General features: G+C 45.4%; 15 protein-coding genes and 3 tRNA genes. 12 read left to right on the top strand and 6 right to left on the bottom strand.

The window, feature by feature from the left end; all coding sequences use genetic code 11:
• Window position 1 precedes the first annotated feature (1 nt).
• Complete coding sequence (locus AB6805_RS05030) at window positions 2-163, top strand: LuxR C-terminal-related transcriptional regulator (RefSeq protein ID WP_370908400.1); 162 nt, start codon at window positions 2-4, stop codon at window positions 161-163.
• 130 nt (window positions 164-293) lie between these two features.
• On the opposite strand, the gene AB6805_RS05025 is transcribed toward AB6805_RS05030, so the two are convergent.
• A tRNA-Leu gene (locus tag AB6805_RS05025) sits at window positions 294-377 on the bottom strand.
• A gap of 81 nt (window positions 378-458) precedes the next feature.
• Window positions 459-1607 carry a PAS domain-containing sensor histidine kinase gene (locus tag AB6805_RS05020; protein WP_370908360.1) on the bottom strand — a complete coding sequence of 383 codons (1149 nt, stop codon included), beginning with the start codon at window positions 1605-1607 and terminating at the stop codon, window positions 459-461.
• A gap of 118 nt (window positions 1608-1725) precedes the next feature.
• On the opposite strand from AB6805_RS05020, the gene AB6805_RS05015 reads away from it, so the two are divergent.
• The 5 genes from AB6805_RS05015 to AB6805_RS04995 all read left to right on the top strand — a co-directional run bounded on the left by AB6805_RS05015 (window position 1726) and on the right by AB6805_RS04995 (window position 4845).
• A complete protein-coding gene (locus AB6805_RS05015) occupies window positions 1726-2745 on the top strand; it encodes a glycosyltransferase family 2 protein (protein ID WP_370908359.1) in 1020 nt (339 codons plus the stop codon).
• A 106-nt stretch (window positions 2746-2851) separates the two neighbouring features.
• Entirely contained in the window at window positions 2852-3052 is a 201-nt protein-coding gene (locus AB6805_RS05010; protein ID WP_370908358.1) for a hypothetical protein, read from the top strand.
• A gap of 163 nt (window positions 3053-3215) precedes the next feature.
• Window positions 3216-4442 carry a PepSY-associated TM helix domain-containing protein gene (locus AB6805_RS05005; RefSeq protein WP_370908357.1) on the top strand — a complete coding sequence of 409 codons (1227 nt, stop codon included), beginning with the start codon at window positions 3216-3218 and terminating at the stop codon, window positions 4440-4442.
• A 227-nt stretch (window positions 4443-4669) separates the two neighbouring features.
• A tRNA-Gly gene (locus AB6805_RS05000) sits at window positions 4670-4745 on the top strand.
• Between the two features lie 27 nt (window positions 4746-4772).
• A tRNA-Gly gene (locus AB6805_RS04995) sits at window positions 4773-4845 on the top strand.
• A gap of 66 nt (window positions 4846-4911) precedes the next feature.
• Here AB6805_RS04995 and AB6805_RS04990 read toward each other — a convergent pair.
• Together AB6805_RS04990 and AB6805_RS04985 are read right to left on the bottom strand one after the other, a co-directional pair.
• Complete coding sequence (locus tag AB6805_RS04990; protein ID WP_370908356.1) at window positions 4912-6081, bottom strand: hypothetical protein; 1170 nt, start codon at window positions 6079-6081, stop codon at window positions 4912-4914.
• Window positions 6068-7048, bottom strand: coding sequence for a DUF2157 domain-containing protein (locus AB6805_RS04985; protein ID WP_370908355.1), 981 nt, complete (start codon window positions 7046-7048; stop codon window positions 6068-6070). Before AB6805_RS04985 ends, AB6805_RS04990 begins: the two co-directional genes overlap by 14 nt.
• A gap of 132 nt (window positions 7049-7180) precedes the next feature.
• On the opposite strand from AB6805_RS04985, the gene AB6805_RS04980 reads away from it, so the two are divergent.
• Both AB6805_RS04980 and AB6805_RS04975 read left to right on the top strand, forming a co-directional pair.
• On the top strand, window positions 7181-8053 hold the full coding sequence (locus AB6805_RS04980; protein ID WP_370908354.1) for an SMP-30/gluconolactonase/LRE family protein: 873 nt from the start codon (window positions 7181-7183) through the stop codon (window positions 8051-8053).
• Window positions 8054-8235: 182 nt separating this feature from the next.
• Window positions 8236-8529 (top strand): GNAT family N-acetyltransferase, encoded by a 294-nt coding sequence (locus AB6805_RS04975; protein WP_159454320.1) that lies wholly within the window; start codon window positions 8236-8238, stop codon window positions 8527-8529.
• Between the two features lie 258 nt (window positions 8530-8787).
• Here AB6805_RS04975 and AB6805_RS04970 read toward each other — a convergent pair whose 3' ends face one another.
• Complete coding sequence (locus AB6805_RS04970; protein ID WP_370908353.1) at window positions 8788-9165, bottom strand: OmpH family outer membrane protein; 378 nt, start codon at window positions 9163-9165, stop codon at window positions 8788-8790.
• A gap of 370 nt (window positions 9166-9535) precedes the next feature.
• On the opposite strand from AB6805_RS04970, the gene AB6805_RS04965 reads away from it, so the two are divergent.
• From AB6805_RS04965 to AB6805_RS04950, 4 genes are all read left to right on the top strand, one after another.
• On the top strand, window positions 9536-10111 hold the full coding sequence (locus AB6805_RS04965) for an RNA polymerase sigma-70 factor (RefSeq protein ID WP_370908352.1): 576 nt from the start codon (window positions 9536-9538) through the stop codon (window positions 10109-10111).
• A gap of 10 nt (window positions 10112-10121) precedes the next feature.
• Complete coding sequence (locus AB6805_RS04960; RefSeq protein WP_370908351.1) at window positions 10122-11099, top strand: FecR family protein; 978 nt, start codon at window positions 10122-10124, stop codon at window positions 11097-11099.
• A 15-nt stretch (window positions 11100-11114) separates the two neighbouring features.
• Window positions 11115-12923, top strand: a complete 1809-nt coding sequence (locus tag AB6805_RS04955) for a hypothetical protein (protein ID WP_370908350.1) — start codon at window positions 11115-11117, stop codon at window positions 12921-12923.
• A 70-nt stretch (window positions 12924-12993) separates the two neighbouring features.
• On the top strand, window positions 12994-14133 hold the full coding sequence (locus AB6805_RS04950) for a hypothetical protein (RefSeq protein ID WP_370908349.1): 1140 nt from the start codon (window positions 12994-12996) through the stop codon (window positions 14131-14133).
• A 46-nt stretch (window positions 14134-14179) separates the two neighbouring features.
• On the opposite strand, the gene AB6805_RS04945 is transcribed toward AB6805_RS04950, so the two are convergent.
• Entirely contained in the window at window positions 14180-15049 is an 870-nt protein-coding gene (locus AB6805_RS04945) for a hypothetical protein (RefSeq protein ID WP_370908348.1), read from the bottom strand.
• Between the last annotated feature and the right edge of the window lie 17 nt (window positions 15050-15066).

Below are 15066 nucleotides of genomic sequence, written 5' to 3'. Positions count from 1 at the left end.
CCTGTCTCAACAGGAGAAAAAAATACTGGGTTTGATCATCAGGGGACTTAATGGAGGCATACGGAGTGAACTGTATATTTCCGGGGATACGGTGAAAACACATCGCCGGAATAATATCCAGTTTTCAAAATGCAAATGCTCTATCATAAAGTATTTTAGTTAAAATCTATTGGAATTGCCATGAAGTGAGTAAGGAGTAGAGCTTTCAAGAAAATACGATGTTCCGGTGTGGGCATAGGTTTCCGGCAATAAAAATAAAAAAGGGTAATGTTTTAAAACATTACCCTTTCGTGTGCGAAGGAGGAGATTCGAACTCCCAAGCCCTTTCAGGCACTACCACCTCAAAGTAGCGCGTCTACCAATTTCGCCACCTTCGCATCTGGTAGAATGGGGTGCAAAAATAATGGCTTTTTTAAAATAAGCAAATTTATTTATTCATATTTTACTGAAAAGGGTCATTATTTCCGCAATAAGATCCGGAAAGTGGTTCCTTTATTTATTTCGGACGACTTCACATACAGCCGGCCGCGGTGATATTCTTCAATGATCCGTTTGGCCAGCGACAGTCCCAGGCCCCATCCCCGCTTTTTGGTGCTGAATCCGGGTTTGAACACTTTTTCGAAGCTCAGTTTAGGAATGCCTTTACCTGTATCGGCCACATCGATGGTGATAAAAGTAGGGTGGTTTTCTATGGTGATATCTATCTTTCCTTTTCCTTCCATCGCATCGAGCGCATTTTTTAATAAATTTTCCACCACCCAGTCGAAAAGTGGGGGTGAAAACATAGCGGGCAGCTCATCTTCTGCGCTGTGAACGGTGAGTATAACCTTCTGGGGCGCCCGTTTGCGGATGTAATTGGTCATGTTTTCTATCTGCGCCACAATGTCTTTCTCTTCCAGTTTCGGTACGCTGCCTATTTTAGAGAAGCGGTCGGTGATGAGTTTCAGCCGGTCCACATCTTTGGAAAGTTCTGTTACGATGGTGGCATTGGCTTCATTGTCGCGCAGGATTTCCAGCCAGGCTTCCATAGAGGAGAGGGGGGTACCCAGCTGATGGGCCGTTTCCTTGGCCAGTCCCACCCATACCTGGTTTTGGGTGGCGCGGTTGGTACTGGACAGGGCAAAAAGCACAATGGCAATGAAAAGGGTTACCACGATCAGCTGAATGTATGGGTAGTAGCGAATCTGCCGGAGTATCAGCGAATCGCCGTAGTAGATGTAGTTATACAGTTTCTGTTTGGAATCCACTTCCATGATAAACGGCGGGTGTTGCTTTTTGAACGCCTGCAGTTCGTTTTTCAGGAAGCTGGGGTCCTGCATGATCCGCATGGAGTCGAGGTTACGGCTGTCCAGGATCTTACCGGTTTCATCGGTCAGTATCAGCGGGATGGTGGTATTATTGGTAACGATGTCTACTGCCAGGTTAAGGTTAGCTTCGGAACTTGCCCGCAGGAGTTCGCGGTTGGCTTCCACCCAGGTAGCAACTTTTTTTCTTTCTTCTTCCTGAATGTTCCGGGATAAATTACTTACGAACCAGATAGTAGTGCCTATGATAAGCACTGCTATGGAGGCCAGTACAAACTTCCAACCGATATACTGTTTAAACATACTTCTAATTTAAGCCTTATTCGACTTACCTGAATCTGTAATGATTCGCAAATATTAGAATCCTTTGTTGCATATTTGCATCTCAAAAATAATTGTTCACGCATAAACGTAATTGCCGTTGTCCGTATTGCCATCAGTAGCAGTTGTTATTTTAAATTGGAATGGGAGATCTTTTCTGGAAAAGTTCCTGCCATCAGTTTGCCGTTCTACCTATGGCAACCTGCAGCTGGTGCTGGCCGATAATGCCTCTACGGACGACAGCGTGGCTTTTGTGGCGGAGCATTACCCGCAGATCCGGATTATTCAGAATCCCCGGAATGATGGGTTTGCCGGCGGGTACAATGATGCTTTGCAGCATGTGCAGGCCGACATTTACGTGCTGCTCAACCAGGATGTGGAGGTAGAACCAGGCTGGATAGAGCCGGTAGTGGCGCTGATGCAGCAGGATACGAAGATTGCTGCCTGCCAGCCTAAAATGCGGGCTTACAAAGATCCCGATGAATTTGAATATGCAGGGGCAGCCGGCGGCTGGATGGATATCCTGGGCTATACGTTTTGCCGGGGACGCATCCTGTACACTACGGAGAAAGACAACGGGCAGTATGATGATGTGAAGGATATTTTCTGGGCAACCGGGGCGGCATTGTTTATCCGTTCGGCCTGTTATCACCAGGTAGGAGGTTTTGACCGCGATTTTTTTGCACATATGGAAGAAGTAGACCTTTGCTGGCGGCTGCAAAGAGCGGGTTACCGCATTTGTTACTGCCCGGGTTCCAGGGTGTTTCACGTAGGAGGAGGGAGCCTGCCCCAGGGCAATCCCCGCAAGCTGTACCTGAACTTCAGGAACAACCTCATGATGCTGTGGAAAAACCTGCATAGCGAAGACCGCTGGATAGTGCTGGTACAACGCTTTTTCCTGGATATACTGGCAGGCGTTAAAAGCCTGGTAGCGGGAAAGCCAAAGGATATGGCGGCTATTTACCGGGCCTATAGGGATTATTATCGCTGGCGCAGGAATTATGTGAAGAAAGATAACCTGCCGGAAATGAAGCTGATGAAAATGAGTGGTGTGTTTCATGGTATTATGATCTGGCGCTATTATTTTCTGGGACACAAACATTTTTCTGAATTGATTTAGGCAGCGGCAGGCTCCGGGAAAAGTTGCTTATCTTACAAAATAACCCGGTACGAAAATTCGAAAATTTCAAAATATTATGTAGGTTTGCACCGGAAATAAACTGATTATGGAACAGAATACAATAGAAAATAAGTACGATATCACTATAGACAAGGTTTCCCGTTCCCGCTGGCTTTTCTACGTACAATTGTTTTGTATGGTAGCCTTTATCGTGGGAGTTAGCTACGGGCTTTACGCACACAGATATAAGGGTAAGCCCGAAGTAAAGGTGCAGGAAAGTTCGCTGTACAATCCGAAATATAAGTAAGCTGCGGCTTCAACATAATTATCCAGCCTCCACCGGTTTTCCGGTGGAGGTTTTTTTATGCCTTTCCGTTTTGCGTAAATAAAATTCCCGATCCGATCGGTTTTTCTGACCATTTGAATCGACTTTTGTATCTCCGGAATGATATCTACCGGAGGGTGTTAGTATGTTTAAACGGACGGACAAGTTAAAGAAGAAGCAGCACAAGTCGCTGTTCAGGGTAGTTGTGGATAAGTTGCATCTCTGGCTGGGGCTGGGGGCTGGCATTATTGTGCTTATTGTGAGCATCACCGGCTGTTTGTTTGTTTTTCAGAAAGAAGTGAACGATTATTATTATCGTAAAGTATTATATGTAACCCCGCAAAATACACCCTTCCGCCCGGTAAGCGAACTGAAAAAGACGGCGCAGTCCGTCCTGGGGCCCGATAAACCGGCGATGACGATCACCACCTACACCAGGCCGGATATGGCATGGGAGTTTATGTCCTATAAGGGCAACGATACTGCCTTAACCTATTTTGGCACATTGGAGCATTATGAATCGGTGTTGGTGAACCCTTATACGGGAAAAGTGACCGGGAAAATCGACTATAAGTACAATTTCTTTTCGATTGTAAAAGGGATCCACTGGAGCCTGTTGCTGAACGATAAGTACGGACAAACCATTGTAGGCTGGAGCACCCTCATTTTTGTAGTGCTGATGATTACCGGGTTGATTATGTGGTGGCCAAAGAAGTGGAACAAAGCCAACCGTGATAAGAGCTTTAAAATAAAATGGAAAGCAGGCTTCAAAAGAGTGAACTACGACCTGCATAATGTACTGGGTTTTTATGCCATGATCATTGCATTGGTAATAGCTTTTACCGGCATGGTATGGGCGTTTACGTGGTTCCAGACAACCGTATATGTAGTGGCTTCCCGCAGCACCACTCCGCCTGATATAAAAGAATATCAATCTGCCAAAACAGCTGCACAGCTGAGCCAGGACCCGCTGGATATCGCTTACAGCAAGGCTCTGCCCATACTGAAAGATGCAAAGCGGCTGTTCATTTACCCGGCAGCCGGTGAAACCGGTGTGAACATCATCAGCGGAAATAAAGGAGCGGAAACCTACTACGGCTCTGATAACCTTACGTTCGACCAATACAGTGGTGCATTGCTTGGAAGAAGGAACGACTCGCATAAAAATGCCGGAGAGCGGTTAATAGATATGAACTACGATATCCACGTAGGCGCTATTGCAGGGCTGCCCGGAAAGATCCTGGCGTTCATTATCAGCCTGATCTGCGCATCGTTGCCGGTAACGGGTTTTTATGTATGGTGGGGTAAACGGAAGAAGTCGAAAAAGAAGCCTGTGGTGATCCGGGCATCTGCGGTACCGAGCACAATGTAAATAAAAAGTATTACTTATCTTTCTGTTGAAATGCTTTTCCCTGTTGTGTTCCAGCAAGTTGCTGTATACAGCGGCGTGAAAAATATTCGAAAAAGTTTCAAAAAAAATTTTGTGTTTTCAGTCCGTTTCCTATCTTTGCAATCCCAACGAAAACGCCACGGGGCAAAGCAAACGAAAGAATGCAGTTCAATGGGAGAGTTCTTAAAATAACAAAGTTTTTAATACCTGCGAAAGTAGCTCATTTGGTAGAGCACGACCTTGCCAAGGTCGGGGTGGCCGGTTCGAGCCCGGTCTTTCGCTCCAGTTTTTTATAAAGTTCTTAATACATCTGCGAAAGTAGCTCATTTGGTAGAGCACGACCTTGCCAAGGTCGGGGTGGCCGGTTCGAGCCCGGTCTTTCGCTCTAAAGCCTGACTGATCATTTCAGTCAGGCTTTTTTTATGCCCGGAGGCGAAAGATTACGTTGTTTTTAATATCCTCCGCTTGCCCCGCCACCGCCACCGGTACCACCGCCAAACTGTACATCATTACCAGCAGGCTGCGCACCCGGCGCATAAGTTTGCGCAATGATCAGCGACTCCAGTCTTAGTTTATCTGCCAGGGAAGGATCTTCCGGTTCTGCATAGGTGAAGCCATGTTTCGGCTCTTTCAGGTAACGGATCAGCGCCCAGGCGCCTACCGCGAGTACAAGGCCGCCGAGCACCATCGCAGTTTCCAGCGGAAGCACGCTATGATAATAGCGGATGGTAAATACAATAGCTGCCAGCAATATCATACCCGTGCGCAGCAGCACGGCATCTTTTTTACGGATGCCCAGGTAAAGATATACTACCGGGATAACGGCTGTATAAATCCAGAAGAAGATAGCGCCCGGAATACTTTCTCCGTCCTGCAGCTGCAGATCAAACATGGTATTACTCAGCTCCCTCACCACGAAATAGTTGCCCGCCAGGTAAAGCGTGAGTAAAGACAATACAGATATCACCGTCAGGCAATGTTTATAATGCCTGCTGCTATGGTAGGCCGATATTTTTTTCGCCGCCACGTACGCCGTAATGGAAATGAACATGATAAGGAACGGCACAATGGTTTTGGCAACAGGCCCCAGTTTGATCGCTACGGTGAATATAAATCCTAAGAAAGCCAAATAAGCCACACCAGCCATCAGCATATCTGCAAACCGTAAGGTAGCCAGCACGGTAACAAAACCAACCACGAAACAGATAGTAGAAGCAGAGATCCGGTCTACGATAACCATGCTGCTGCAAATAAGCATTACAGCGCCCCATAACAGGGCATCATCAACCCCCGCGCGGAATAACTTCTTCTCTCTGATAAACATTTCCAGGATACCGTAACATACCAATCCGGCGAAAATACAAAGACCGGCAAACCCGTCTTCGTTACGCAGCATATCCATTGCCATCAGCGATAACAAGCCAAGCGAAAAAGAAATGATCACCACCGTAAGAATAAACAAACCGATTTTAATCACCGGATTGGGTGTATAAAAATTTACCGGGTGCGCTGCTTCAATAGCCTGATAGGCAGGCTGGGTGATACAGTTTTTCCGGAGCGCTTTTTCTGCTTCTTCTTTTATTTCAAGGTTGTCGAGTGTTTGGGAATTATACGCTAGCATGTTTAATTTTTTTGTTGAGGCTGATCAATAATACAATGACCCCAATGGCAGAACCAATGAAGTACAATAACCCGAGATACAGGCCGCCGATATCGTTTGTTAAAATAAGTAAACGCACTACCGCAATACTCACTGCGATATAGCCATATAAAACGGTGATCAGTACAAAGTAAAACGACCGCTCTTTGAATGCTTCTTTAAAAAGAAAGAAACCAATAGCTGCCATGAATGCGAGCCAGGCGAGCCAGCTGGTGTCAAACACGCACATGCCGGCAATACAGGCAATAAAAATGATGTGCGCCCCGAAGTTCTGGTAGGTAAAGGCAAAGTGTTTTTTCAGATTTTTCCAGGCAGACAGGAATGCCAGCCCTAGCAGGAGTCCGCCCAGTATCACGCCCGTATAAATGAGCTGTACGCTGCCAAAGTCGTTGGCGGATAACAGCTGAAAGGGCGTTACTGCAATGCCCATCCAGGCGGCGAGGTTGGTGATCGCCATCGACAGCACTCCCAGGTGATCGAAGTAATAGGCGCTCACGGTGAGCACGGCCAGTGGTATAAAAGTGGCCAGTCCATAGGCCGTACCAAATGCGGTGTATTGAAACTGGAGATAACCCACAAAGGTGACAAACGTGAGACAGCCTAACAGTAACGCATAATCGAAAAAAGCATTAGGCGAATCTACTTTGCTCCATGAAAACGGCGCTTTTTTCCGGATGCAGTAATTAAAGCAACCGGCGCAGATGACGCCAATGATCATCAATATTACCTGGTGACCAATAGTGTCGATATTTTTATAAATCAGGATGCCCAGGCCACCGCTCAACAGTAGTACGCCCAGGTACAGTAGTGTTTTGATTTCCCAGTGGAGGGAGAATAGCTGCTGATCTTCCGCAGTTTTAACTGCTGTCAGCTCCGCATCATTTATCAGTTCTGCTGCGCGGAGTTTTTCAAATACTTTAATGTTCATAGATGGAGTTAAGGTAGTTGGAATTAACACTCGTTAACTCCTGCAATATACAATATCAGCGCACAAAACTATATATTGTGGCGTATGGAAATGAAGAGCAATACTGCTTTTATTTAAATCAACAGCGCGAACATGAAAACATTCCACGCCTCCATATTATCTGCATTAACTTGTGAACTGGGCGAAGGCGCTTGCTGGTGGCCGGAAAGGAATAGCTGGTGCTGGGTGGATATCCTTGGGTTTACAATTTATATACAGGACGTAAATGGCTACCAGCAGCAGTTTTATGTTGGCGACTATGTAACCACCCTGACGCTGGTTGCCGGCAGGAATGAGCTGGTGGTGGGTTTGAAAGATGGCATTGCCTTTTTTTCACCGGAGCAGGGATTGGGTAAACGTATCGCTGTGCTGGAGGAACGCAGCCAGGTGCGCTGCAACGATGGTAAATGTGACCCTGCGGGCAGGCTGTGGATTGGCACCATGCAGATGCCGGCGGAAGAAGGAACGGGTAACCTGTATTGCATCAGCGGATCAGTAGCGCCTGTATTAAAACTGGGCGGTGTAACCATTTCCAATGGGTTGGTGTGGCAAGGCAATAAAATGTATTACAACGATACGCATACCCGCACGGTACAGGAATTTAGTTATGATGTATCCACTGGTGCGATTGCCTTTACAAGAGTGGCCTTGCATATTCCGCCGGAAATGGGCTGGCCGGACGGCATGGCAACAGACAGTGAAGGGATGTTGTGGATAGCCCATTGGGGCGGTTACGGTGTATATTGCTGGAATCCTGAAACCGGTGAGTTGCTGGGAAAAGTGGAGGTGCCGGCGCCCAATGTGTCGTCCTGTGCTTTTGGCGGCCCGGATATGAATGAATTATTGATTACAACTGCCCGGGAGCACATGACGGCCGGACAGGTGGCTGAATTTCCCCTTAGTGGCAGCGTGTTTCACGTAAGGCTACCTGTTAAAGGCTTACCTGCCAACTACTTTAGGTATTAATTATTTTTACATGTTATTGTTTCACGGTTTTCTGCTATATTATTAGTATATTTGCAGACGGAATCAGCTTTTCAGGGTATTTTAATACCATTCGTACTATCTTATTTCAACTTCCCTTTGCATAAGATACTTCCCTTTAGTATGCTACCGCTAGAAACATCATGTAAAAAATAATTATGATCATGAAGGATTTTAAAATTATTGACAACAAAGAGGCCAGGCAGTTTGAGGCGCATATCGCCGGACAAATGGCTAAAGTTATTTACGAAAGAAACGGAAGCCGTATTTTCCTGACTGGTGCAGAAGTGCCTCCGGTATTGGAAAAGCAGGGTGTATTGCCAATGATGCTGGGAAAAGTTATGGAGGAAATTTCTGCACAGAATATCCGTATGGTGCCTTCCAGCAAAAAAGTGGCAGAATTTGTACGCAGCAATCCTCAGTGGAAAACGCTGCTGGCGCATGGCTTACACATATAGCTCTTTATTTTACATTTGACATTTAGTTATTTAATTATTTGCCGGCCATCCACATTATCAGCATTAGAATGGCGGAAGATTCATCAGGCATTGAGACCAGTCAAATAACTAAATAACTAAATATTCAAATGCCCTTCTACCTGATTCCCATCTTCACCTTGACTGCTGACATCAGGTCATCGGCTTCTGCGGATACCAACACCGCGTCTCTGGAGTTATCAATCACCAGCGTATAGCCCTTTTCGTTAGCCACCGCCTTTAAAATCTTTTTGCTTTATCAAGAATAGGTGTCAGTAATTGCTGTTCCCTGGTATTCATGGCCTGTTCCGACATCTCTTTATATTTCTGGATATTAGCCTGCAGCGCTTTGATTTCAGATACTTTCACTTCCTTCATAGCCGGACTTAACGTATGCTGGGTACTGTCAAAATCAGTTACCTTCTTCGAGTACTCGGCCACCAGCTGCTGCCCGTCGGCATTCAGCTTCTCTTGTAAAATATTTAATGAATCTCCTGCCAGCTTACTTTCCGGCATCATACCAATCATTTGTTGAAAATTAATATAGCCCGTTTTGGATTGGGCAAACAGAACAGTACTTCCTGACAGCAAAAGACAAAGTGTACAGATAAATTTCATCGGGATAATTTCCACAATAATAATCGTCCAGTTGTGAAATATTCTTTAACACGAATATAAAGTAATGTTAAAGTGACGTGCGAAGGTTGTCTTGCTCAGGATTTAACTGATTATGCAGATTACCTTGATTTTATTTTTTTATCTGATTTTCAGATTATCATATCATATAACATATTGTAAAATAACATTTTATATATTTTATAATCATTGTAAAATCAAAAAAAATAAAATCAAGGTAATCTGCATAATCAGTTAAATCCTGAGAAAGACAAACTCCGCGTAGGGGTAAGTACTTAGAAAGGTGTCGTATAATAAATCAGTTCAATTGGCAGAAGGAATTATATTTGACGTTAGATATCAAACCCTAGGCATGGAATTTATAAATCCGGGTAACACTGCAGCACCGGTAATAGAAAACTCATTAACATTTGAACAGGTTTTTAAAACTCATTTTAAAGGCTTGCATGCTTATGCATGTACCTTATTAAAAGACGAAGTGATGGCGGAAGAGATGGTACAGAATGTCTTTTGTAAGCTGTGGGAAAAATCAGGTGATATAAAAATAAAGCAATCTGTTTCGGGGTACCTATACCGGGCGGTGTATCACGAGTGCATTAATTATCTGCGGCACCAGAAAGTGAAAGCTACCCACCAGGCACATACCAAATACCAGATGAGTAATGATCATGATACCGGTAACGCATCCGGCAAAGTAATGTTGCGGGAGCTGGAGGAGAAGCTGGACGCAGCTTTGATGGCACTACCTGAAAAATGCCGCACCGTTTTTCAGCTCAGCCGCTTCGAAGAACTGAAATACCAGGAAATAGCAGATCGCCTGGATATCTCTATAAAAACTGTGGAAAATCAGATGGGCAAAGCGTTGCGCTTATTACGACTCAACCTGGTAGATTTTCTGCCCTTGTTATTAATTTTGCTCCACCTGTAAAAGTGCATCCGTGAAAAAAACATCTACACATATAAACGACGACCTGCTGGTAAAGCACCTGCTGGATATTACCACACCATCCGAAAAAGCAGCCGTGAACGTATGGCTGGCTGAGGATACGGAGCACCAGCGTTATTTTGAACACTTCCGCCTGATATGGGAGGAGAGCCGTAAACTGGCCGCGGTAAGCACAGTGAATGAAAGTGATGCATGGTCACGCTTCCAGCAACGGGTAGGCACCAACGAAAATACCACCCGCATCGTAAAACTGGATACCGGCATTGCCTGGCGACCTATACTCCGCATTGCCGCCATATTCATCGTCATGATAGGCGCTGCCGGCGCCTGGTTTATCTCGCAAAACCGCAATACCCCGCTGATCGTAAGCTCAGGGGAACAAATCAAACAGGACGTTTTGCCGGATGGCTCCCAGGTAACACTGAATAAACAATCTACTATTACCTATGCCGGCAACAGGAAAGAACGCTCGGTAAAACTGGAAGGCGAAGCTTTTTTTAACGTGGCACAGGACCCCGGAAAACCATTCGTGATAAAGGTGAATGATGTAACAGTGACGGTATTGGGTACTTCTTTCAATGTTAAAAGCGTACACGGTAAAACAGAAGTAATTGTGGAAAGCGGCGCCGTGGAAGTAACAAAAAACAATAACAGCGTACAGCTGAAGCAACATGAAAAAGCAGTGGTAACAGACCAGGAAGCCGCTCCCAGCAAACAAAATAATACAGATGAATTGTATAACTACTACCGTACCCAAACATTTGTATGCAATAACACTCCTTTATGGAAACTGGTGGAGATCCTGAATGAAGCATATGGCGTAAACATTGTTATTGCCAATAATGATAAACGCAATCTGCAGATTAACTCTACCTTTACCAACAGTTCGCTGGATAGTACTTTAAAAGTAATCGGGCTTACTTACGAGATCGCCGTGGAGAAACAGGGATCACAAATCACACTGAAATAATAGCCTTCGTACTGTATGTTACTACCTAAGCAATTGCTGACATTATTATTTGTTTGTTGTTTTTCACTACCACTGGCGGCTCAGCAGCTACTGAACAAAACGGTGAGCATCGATGCGAAGCAGCGGCCACTTTCGGAAGTGCTTACCACCATCAGCAAGCAGGGCAGCTTTTATTTCTCGTATCTCAGTACCATCCTTCCACAGGATAGCCTGGTAAACATCTCCGAAAAAAACAAAACCGTAAAACAGGTACTCGATATTTTATTCAACGGTGATTATTTATATAAAGAATCGGGGAACTATATTATCCTGCTGAAAAAATCATCGGGACAAGTATACTACCTGATCAGTGGGGTCGTCACGGACCGGAAAACAGGACAACGGCTACCCAATGCGAGTGTGTATGAACGACAGCAACTCATTTCTACGCTAACAAACAACGACGGTTTCTTCAGGCTGCGGTTAAAGGATAAATATCCTACCGCAGCCATTAGTGTTAGTAAGGACCTCTATGCAGATACTTCTCTTTTGCTTACTACAGGCTACGATCAGGAGATCGCTGTAAGTATTGCCCCTGCTACCTATCAGCTGAAAGTGGTGGATATTACCGGGCATTCGCACGTGGAAAAAACCTGGTTCGGTAACATGTTTTTATCTTCCCGTCAGAAGCTAACCAGTTTGAATATCGGTGGCTTCCTGGCCGATAAGCCCTACCAGGTGTCTCTCACACCGGGTTTGGGAACCCATGGCAAAATGAGCGGACAGGTAGTGAATAAATTTTCCATGAACATGCTTGGTGGCTATGCGGCCGGGGTAGATGGCCTGGAAATAGGCACTGTTTTCAATATTGTGAAAAATGATATGCAGCATGTGCAAATCGCCGGCATGGTGAATGTAGTTGGAGGAAAAACCAAAGGCGTGCAACTGGCAGGCTTTCACAATAATGTACTGGACTCTATGAAGGGCGTACAGGTAGCTGGTATCAGCAATATCACGGAAGGCAACATGGAAGGTGTGCAAATCACCGGCGGTATTGGCCAGGTATACGGAAATATGCACGGGGCATCTATACAAGGGATCGCGGGCGTAATACGCGGCAATACCCGAGGCTGGCAGGTAGCCGGTGGAATTACTTATAACGGTAAAAATCTCGACGGGCTGCAACTGAGCGGTCTGGCCAATTATAACGCGAAAGACGTTTATGGTGCGCAGATTACGGGTGGCGGCAATATTAACCGTGGGGTGATGAAAGGCGTGCAGATTGCCGCTATTTTTAACTATGCGCGGCAAATGGATGGTGTGCAGATTGGGCTGGTAAATATTGCAGATACGGTAACGGGGTATAGTATCGGCATCATCAATATTGTGCGGAAAGGCTACAAAAAGGTGGTGTTATTCAGTACAGATGTGCTGCCTTTTAATATCGCCTGGAAAGCCGGTCGCAGTGAGCTATACAGCATCCTGCTGGGTGGCGCGGATTTTGGCGAAAACAATAAGGCATGGTCGCTGGGATATGGCATCGGTAAAATTATCCCGTTTAATAAAACATTGTCGTTATCCACAGAAATTACTGCGCAGAATATTTTTCTGGGCAGCTGGGATCGTAATACGCAGATCTTCCGTTTGCAGCCTTCTCTCCAGGTGAAACTATCCAAACGCATCAGCTTATTTGCAGGGCCTGCAATGGCGATCTATTTTGACGATAAAATAAGACCCATGCCCGGTTATAAGTCGGTCGATTTTGGCGCGCATTATCCCTCTTTTAATATAGGCAACTCAGTTACTTCCTGGCTGGGCTGGCAGGCTGGTATCAGTCTTTTTTAAATTTCATTTTCCGCATAGGGGTATAAGTTCTTCAACGTGTCGTTATACAGTACGAAATAACTAACACACCATGAGAACATTTTACTTCAGCAGCCGGATCATTTGTTTTTTTGTTTCCGTTTTATTCTTTGTCACAGCGGCTTACGCGCAATCACCGCTTACCAGTCCCGCGCATATTGGTTTTGTATACCCATTGAGCAGCAATGGAAAAAATGCAGCAGCCTATACCAATCATTTTTCATTACATATTATTGCCGGCGTGTCCAAAGCCGAAACAGGCGCGGCTATCGCGGGTATTTCCAATATCATCAAAGATAGCGCTACCGGTGTACAGGTAGCGGGTTTTTCCAATCACATTGGTAAAACATTTCACGCGGTTACGGTAGCAGGATTTATGAACCAGGTGAAAACCAGCGCCAACGGCGTTATGGTAGCAAGTTTCCTGAACCTGTCCGGCAGTTTGCAGGGTTTCCAGATGGCAGGTTTCGCCAACCTCGTACGGCAGGATGTGAAAGGTACGCAGATAGCGGGTTTTATGAATATGGGCGTTAATAATTCACAGGCGCAGGTAGCAGGATTTACAAATATTGTAAAGAAAGATGCCAACGTACAGATAGCTGGTTTTATGAATAAAGCGGAGAATGTGCATACACAAATAACCGGTTTCCTGAATATTGCCAAAAAAGTAAAAGGCGTACAGATAGGTTTTATTAACATCGCGGATAGCAGCGAATGCCCGATTGGTGTGATCAACATCGTGAAAGGCGGGGAAAAGCAGGTGAGTGTAAGCATTGATGAAACTGCCACCACCATTGCCTCTTTCAAATCAGGCGGAAGGATATTGTACGGTATTCTTGGCGTGGGATATAACTTTAAAGATAATCCCAATCCGCTGTATGCCCTGCAGGCAGGTGTTGGTGCACATCTTCCGTTGTTGTCGCATTTCAGGATCAATGCAGAAGCCACCACGCTGGTGCTCTCCGATTTCAAAAAAGGATATTATCACCGTCAAACGCTGGGCATATTTCCCGCCTACCGCTTTGGCAGCAGGATAGAAGTATTTGCCGGACCTACGCTTAATTTTGTGCAAACGGAACATGGTGTGGGAACGGAGTTAAGCAACCATTATGTATGGTCGGAGCATAGGAACAACGACAAATTTCATGGCGGATATATTGGCGGAACCGCCGGTGTACAGGTAAGATTGTAAGCATTATTTTCAGTGGAGGAAGCGCACTTCCTCCACTGAAATATTTTTATTTTGAGATATTGTACCGCAACACGTTTCCCTCCAGCATAGCAGGTACAATCGCCGCACCGGCGGCATCCAGTGTAAAATCAGCGGGGCCGGCAATCAGTTCCTCATTCAGCGTGGTGATATGGCCACTGGCCAGGTCCAGTTTAAGCAGTATCCCTTTCTTTTCAAAAGCTACCCAATCGGATATGATCAGCTGTGTATCATGTGTTGTAAGTGCAATGCCATCATAATAACCCAGCCGGCTGGTGAGTGGTTTGAATACTTTCTCCGTTGCTGTCATATCAATATAACCGATTTGCCCATCGGGTTTATTATTGCCGCCAAAGCCGCACACATACAGCTTTTTACTGCGGGCGTCGTATGTCACACCATTGGTACCTTTTATGGGTGTGGTGTATAGCAGTTCTTCGACGCGCTGATTTTTACCGGGATACACCAGGAAGAGTTTATTTACATCAGTTGCAGAAACCACCAGGGTGGTGTCGTTGATGGCAGTGATATCATTCACGAAAGCGGTGGCGGGTGCTAAGTTGATATTGTATAACTGTGTACCGGTGCTCAGGTCGTATCCCTTTACTTTATCGATATCTGCTACAAAGAGCGTATGATGCAGGATGAAGGCGCCTTTAGGTGCATCCAGTCCTTTTGCGAAGACGGCGCCGTTGCCTTTTTTGTCCATACGGAAAATGATCCCGTTACCATCTTTTTTGGTGGGGTTGCCGCCTTCGCCAATGTCCGCAATATAATAGCTGTTGTTGTCTGTTGCTACGCTTTCCGGCGCGTGCATAAATGCGGAATTATTGATTTTTTGTTGTGCAAAGGCATGACCGGACATCAGGATGAAAGCCAATACGGATATACGTTTCATAGTTGATAATATTTTTA

It is taken from the genome of Chitinophaga sp. RCC_12 (assembly GCF_041360695.1).
In the GTDB taxonomy this organism is placed as follows: Bacteria; Bacteroidota; Bacteroidia; order Chitinophagales; family Chitinophagaceae; genus Chitinophaga.
This window is presented reverse-complemented; position numbering and strand designations above follow the sequence as displayed.